The 5354-nt window shown below is 66.9% G+C and carries 7 protein-coding genes; 5 read left to right on the top strand and 2 right to left on the bottom strand.

Annotated elements, in window-relative coordinates; genetic code table 11:
• Window positions 1-219: 219 nt before the first annotated feature.
• A complete protein-coding gene (locus ACY5KJ_RS14530; RefSeq protein ID WP_462188644.1) occupies window positions 220-1800 on the bottom strand; it encodes an ATP-binding protein in 1581 nt (526 codons plus the stop codon).
• 933 nt (window positions 1801-2733) lie between these two features.
• Here ACY5KJ_RS14530 and ACY5KJ_RS14525 point away from each other — a divergent pair.
• Window positions 2734-2970, top strand: a complete 237-nt coding sequence (locus ACY5KJ_RS14525; protein ID WP_462203587.1) for a DUF4037 domain-containing protein — start codon at window positions 2734-2736, stop codon at window positions 2968-2970.
• On the opposite strand, the gene ACY5KJ_RS14520 is transcribed toward ACY5KJ_RS14525, so the two are convergent.
• The gene (locus ACY5KJ_RS14520) at window positions 2927-3103 is read right to left on the bottom strand and encodes a hypothetical protein (protein WP_462203589.1); all 177 of its coding nucleotides are present in this window, start codon (window positions 3101-3103) and stop codon (window positions 2927-2929) included. The two genes, ACY5KJ_RS14525 and ACY5KJ_RS14520, sit on opposite strands and share 44 nt — an antisense overlap.
• A 74-nt stretch (window positions 3104-3177) precedes the next feature.
• Between ACY5KJ_RS14520 and ACY5KJ_RS14515 the strand changes: the two genes are divergently transcribed.
• From ACY5KJ_RS14515 to ACY5KJ_RS14500, 4 genes are all read left to right on the top strand, one after another.
• Window positions 3178-3444, top strand: a complete 267-nt coding sequence (locus ACY5KJ_RS14515) for a HepT-like ribonuclease domain-containing protein (RefSeq protein WP_462203586.1) — start codon at window positions 3178-3180, stop codon at window positions 3442-3444.
• Window positions 3445-3505: 61 nt separating this feature from the next.
• Window positions 3506-3748 carry a hypothetical protein gene (locus ACY5KJ_RS14510; protein WP_462188645.1) on the top strand — a complete coding sequence of 81 codons (243 nt, stop codon included), beginning with the start codon at window positions 3506-3508 and terminating at the stop codon, window positions 3746-3748.
• 333 nt (window positions 3749-4081) lie between these two features.
• Entirely contained in the window at window positions 4082-4357 is a 276-nt protein-coding gene (locus ACY5KJ_RS14505; RefSeq protein ID WP_462188646.1) for a hypothetical protein, read from the top strand.
• A gap of 53 nt (window positions 4358-4410) precedes the next feature.
• Window positions 4411-5109 carry a hypothetical protein gene (locus tag ACY5KJ_RS14500; protein WP_462188647.1) on the top strand — a complete coding sequence of 233 codons (699 nt, stop codon included), beginning with the start codon at window positions 4411-4413 and terminating at the stop codon, window positions 5107-5109.
• The last annotated feature ends 245 nt before the right edge of the window (window positions 5110-5354 follow it).

Genomic DNA, 5354 nt, shown 5'->3' with positions numbered 1-5354 from the left:
ACATACTTCCCAAACAGGCCCTAGAGGAACGAAACGGGCCCATGATCGTTTATTTGGGGAGCGCGAAAGCGTTCTCGTGGTGCGATGTACAGCAAAAGCCACCGATCTCAGATGCTACTTATCGTTATCAGAACTCCAAAGCGCCCTCTGACACCCCACAGGCCTCGCGGACGACTCGGCCCCCGCGTCGTGTTCGGACTCAAGGCGCGCGGGCGTCGGTCACCCGTTGAGGAGGGTGATGCAGCGCCCGGCCGGGCTGGTCACGGTGGTGATCGCGGTGCGTTCGTCGATGGGAGGCGCGTTCGTGCGCTGGTCGAAGATCGCAAGGGTGCCGGTCGGCAACTGGAGTCGGTCGAGATAGCGGTCCAGCTGTAGGAGCCCGGCCTTGAGCGGGTTGGATCTGCCGGTGCGCCAGGCCTTGATCTCGAAACCCTCGCGCTGGACCTGCCGCGGTCCCCCGCGGGGTACGTAGGGCCAGCGGAGATGAAGGTCAATGCGGCCGGAGCCGAGCGCGTATTCGCGTTCGATCTGGCCGGTACCGTTGATGGCGCGCTGGAGGTAGCCCATGAGAATGAGCTGGGGCGCGGCCTCGTTGTAGTAGCCGCGGCTGGTGAGGAACTCGCCGTTCTCGATCCACCAGACCGCGAAGTCGGCGAGGACTCGTGGAAGATCGAAACTGCCGTCCGGGCGGACGAAGGTGCGGGGATCGGTGGTGATGCTCTCCTGCACGGAGGACGACAGGACGCGGACGATGACCTCGCGGTAGATCGGATTCGCGGCCCGTACTGGTGGGTCGGGTGCGATGAGGCCGAGATCACGGACATAGCTGACGTCGTCGTCGTACGGGTCGAGGACGAGCGGGTCCCCGGCGATCAACGGAGCGATGATCTCACGGACACGGGGTTCGGCTAGCTTGGAGGCCAGCGAGTCCAGGTGGGTGGCGCGCGCAAGGACGAGCCGTTCCTTCGCGGCCTCGAGATGCTCAAGTGTGATCGTCTCTGTGGCGGGCATGGCCATCTCCTCGACGACCTCGCGGGCCAGCGCGTTGACCAGCCACGGCTGGCCGCCCGTGAGCTCGTAGGCGTGCTCGACGGCGCCCGGCGCGAACGGCTGGCCGGTGGCGGCGGTGTGCTGACCGTAGAGCTCCGCCACCTCATCCGCGGTGAAGTCGCCCAGCCTAAGCGACTTGAGTTTGATGTTGAAAGGGCTCGACGTGCCCAGCCGCGACGGGTCACCACCGGCCGCCGCCTTGTAGTCACGGACATCGCGGAGACCACACAGCACGACCGATGCCGGGAAGGGCGCTGTGGAGCGGGCGTTGTAGCCGTCCCGCACCTGGCTGAGCACACTGATCAGCGACTGGCCCTGAAGGGCGTCGATCTCGTCGAAGAACAGGACGAGCGGACTTGGGCAGATCCGGGCCCAGGCTCCGAGCGCCTCGACGATCAGGGTGCCGTCGGAGGTCTCCGGCCACGGCGCCGGCCGCAGCTCCGCAGGCAGGGTGTCCTCGGCGCTGGAGCGGAGCCGGTCGAGAATCGCCCGGGACGCGGCGCGGATGTCGTCTCCCCAGGCGCGCCCGGTCTCGCAGGAGACGTGCACCGCGGCGTACCGGCCCTGCATGGTCAGGTCGGCCGCGAGTGCGCGGAGCGCCGTCGTCTTCCCCGTCTGGCGGGGCGCGTGGACGACGAAGTAGGCCTTGAGATCCACCAACCCGGGCGCCTCCGGGAGGCGGGACAGCGCCGGGATCATGTAATGCTCCGCGGGGATGCACGGCCCAGCCGTGTTGAACCGACGGCTCACCAGTCCTCCTCCCCGCCCGACTCGCTACTTCACGACCAGCCTACCCGTGATCGACGATCTACCTGTGCGGCGAGTGATTCCTCCCTGACTGGTCGCGATCGCGCGGACGGACCAATGGAACACTCGTTCAATCCGTCAGGCGACACTCCGGTCGGCGCGGCCATCCAGCGTCGCCCCTGGCCAGGGGCCGGGTAGCGACCGGCCGGACGGTAATTTCAAGGCCAGCAACCAAGATCTATCGATTCGGATGCTGGTACAGAGAGGCCACCCTTTTTCTGATCACGCCTCCGACCTCGGTGAATGCGGTTCGCGATCTATCGCTTTGAGATTCAACACCATGGAACGGTGCTGGTCAGGGCCTCGACAGCTGGTTCGAGCCCCGGCCGGACGACCATGTTGGGATCATGCGAACCGCGTCCGTTCCGCCGAGGTGCTGAGCGGTGGCGACTTCGGAGGACCCGCGGTAGCCACGGCAGCCGCTGGGGCCGCGGCAAGAACGCGCATGGCAACCTGTTCGCCGACGGCCTGGGCAGCGACGAAGGGACCATCACGTCCCAGCTGCCGTCCAGCATGCCGATGGCACCGGCCGGGAGTCGCCGTTCACGTCAGGCGGCAGGACCATGCCCTTCGTCCTGGACCACGTCAGGTCCGTGGTCTCCTTGGCTGACGTCCCCGATTCAGTGGTGATCATGGTTGACACGTCCCGCGCACGGCTGTTCGGCAACCTCGACGATGAGATGCCTGGTGCATGACGGGATGCCTTGAGGAGGATCGCGGAGCCGTGCCCGGTCGCGATCTTTCTCGACGGTTCTACGAGCGGGCGGTTCGGTCGCTGGTCGTGGGCGTGCCCCACGCTGCCGCGTTGCTCGGTGAGGGGTCCGAGGTCCTCGGCTTCGACGACGAGGTCTCCACGGACCACGACTTCGGCCCCCCGTGCACGACCCGCTCGATCTGCTCACCACGCGGCGTCGGGCACTGGCCTGGTACCCCGACGACGTCTGGCGCTACGTCCTGGCAGCCGGCTGGCTGCGGGTCAGCCAGGAAAAACCGTTCATCGGCCGCACAGGTGGCCGCGGCGGCGACGACCTCGGCTCGCGTGTGCTTGCCGCCCGCGTGGCCCGCGACCTCATACGGATCGGCTTTTCTCCTCGAACGCCTTGGTCTGGCTGAGCCCGTCGATCCCGCCCCGCGCCGCTTTCATTCCCGAGACATCCACGTACTCGGCGCCGAACGCCTCACCCGTGCGCCGACCGATGCGATCAGCGATCCGCCGCTGCGAACCCTCCTCACCCGACTCGGACACGGGCCCGACGGCCCGCTCGCCATCTCCTCGGCGCGATCGACCAGGCCACCGACAGCTTCGCGCGCTGGCCGGACGTGCCGTGGCGGTCCGTCACAGGCTTCCGCAACATCGCCGTTCACACATACTTCGAGGTCGACTGGTCAATTGTGTGGCGCATCCACGCCGGCAGCCACACGTTCTGTTCAGGCCGCCGAGGTCTCACCGCTCGGATCGCCCAGCGTGGCCACCTTCTCCAGCTTGTGTTGCGTTCGTCACACCGGTGGACGTATGCACTCCGCCGCCACCTCCCATCGCTCCAACCAGGAGCGATCCCCACTCCACCATCGCACCCCCACCCGTAGTGCCACAACCTCACTGCTACGGTTGCACAACGCCACAACTCGATAGGTATGGAGAACCGGGATGGCCAAGCGCAACGCCGCGCTCACTCTTCTCTTGGTCGAAATCGGCGCAATCGCGCTACTTGTGAATTCTCTGATCTCGTTCGACTGGCATGAACTTTGGTTCACCCTGTCGATCTCGATCGCTATTCCGTGTTGGGTTCTCGCCGTCAAGGCGCCTTCTACTTGCGGCGTGACAACCCAGCGCCGCACCCCGTGCCGTAAGGTGCTCCCAGCTGATCGCCGATCGGTGTTTTTGATCTAGGTTTCCCGTCTGCGGGCAGGGGTGGGGAGCGACGGTCGTGTCGCGGCGCCGGGTCCACCTGCATCCTCGGCACCGGCGTGCCTGCGGTCGCCTGCGCCAGGCTCCGCCCAGTCCGCCGGCAGCGCGGTCAGCAATGTCCGGCCTGAACGCCAGCGGTTCGGGAGCCGCCGTTGTCGACCCGTTCGACCCACCCGTCGACGGTGAGTTGTCTTGCTGGTGTGGTGGGAGGAGTCGGTGCTTGGTCGCGCCCGGCGGCGACCGATGGCAGAGTACCCTTGAGGTACTGGAGGCACCGACGGACTGGTAGCTGGCGGGAAGGAGACGGACGCGGCGATGATGGAGCAGACGCCCCGGCAGGTTGCGGTCAAGGTCTCGCCGGAAGGCGACAAGCTGATCACCAGTGGCGCGCACTACTTGCATATGAGCAAGAAGGATCTGGTCGAGGCGGCGGTCGCATTTTACCTGGACGCGCGCCGCGAGGAAATGCAGTCCGGGATGCGGGAGCTGCTGAGCGAGCTCGACGGCAGCCGCGCGTCACGGATAGCGATGCTCGCCGGGATGACTCGTGCTGAACTCGACGCGATCGGCGGCGTCGAAGAGGACCGCTGACGGTGGCCGGACGGGCCCGCCCCACGCTCCGCTGCCTGCGAGAGGATCTCGCCTTGACGGTCCCGCGCGCGGACACGCCTTTGGAGGACATCGGCCATCCGCTACTCGGCAAGGTCGGCGACCGCTTCGCCGACGACGACACGCCGCAGGAGCGGATCGCCGCGATCGACGATCAGGTGTTGTTCAAGGTGAAGGTCCAGCGCTGGCGCGGTGCAGTGTGGGTCGACGCCGGGATCCCATGGCTGGTGGCGGCCGGGCAGCGGGAGGAAGGCTCGCCCGATGACTTCTACGCGGCGCTGGCCGCACGCGCAACCGCCGCGCGGGCACGCTACAACGCCAGACACTCGCCTGCTCTCGCCACCACGACCTACACCGGTGGTCAGGAGGACAAGCTGAGGTGGCGGGCCGAGTCGGCGACGCGCGCCGAGCGCACGCTCAGGGCGGCGGTGCACCGGCTGGTAGGCGAGTCACTGCTGGACGGCCAGGAGCACGCCGTCATGCTGGACGGCGCGGCGCTGGGCATCCAGGTCGTCGCTGACCAAGGTCACGAGACCTATGTCGCGATCCGCCTCATCGGCTCGGTCCCGCGACGGCTCGTCGCGACGATCCTCAGCCTCGTACCCGGATGTGAAGCCGACGCATGGATGTCCGCCTACGCCATGCCGCAGCGGGCAGTGGCCCCCGAAGAGCAGATCTGGTCCAACATCATGGACCCAGCCGAGGCTGCGACGTTTCTCGACCAGCAACCATGAGCCTGTCATCCCTCCTGAACCCGAAGAGGAACGTCAACGCGACCACCACGCCGACGACTACGGTCACGAGACGGGTCGAAGCGTCCGGAACCGCCAGACCTGCGGAACACCCGTTCGATCCGGTAGGTGATGTAACGGTCGGCGCGGTCACTGGGCATCGTCCCTGGCCAGGGCACGGGTAGCGACCGGCCGGACGGTGATTTCAGGGGCCGCAACCAAGATCGAACGGTTCGGATGCTGGTACA

The sequence above is a fragment of the Frankia sp. CcWB3 genome (assembly GCF_977927595.1).
This window is presented reverse-complemented; position numbering and strand designations above follow the sequence as displayed.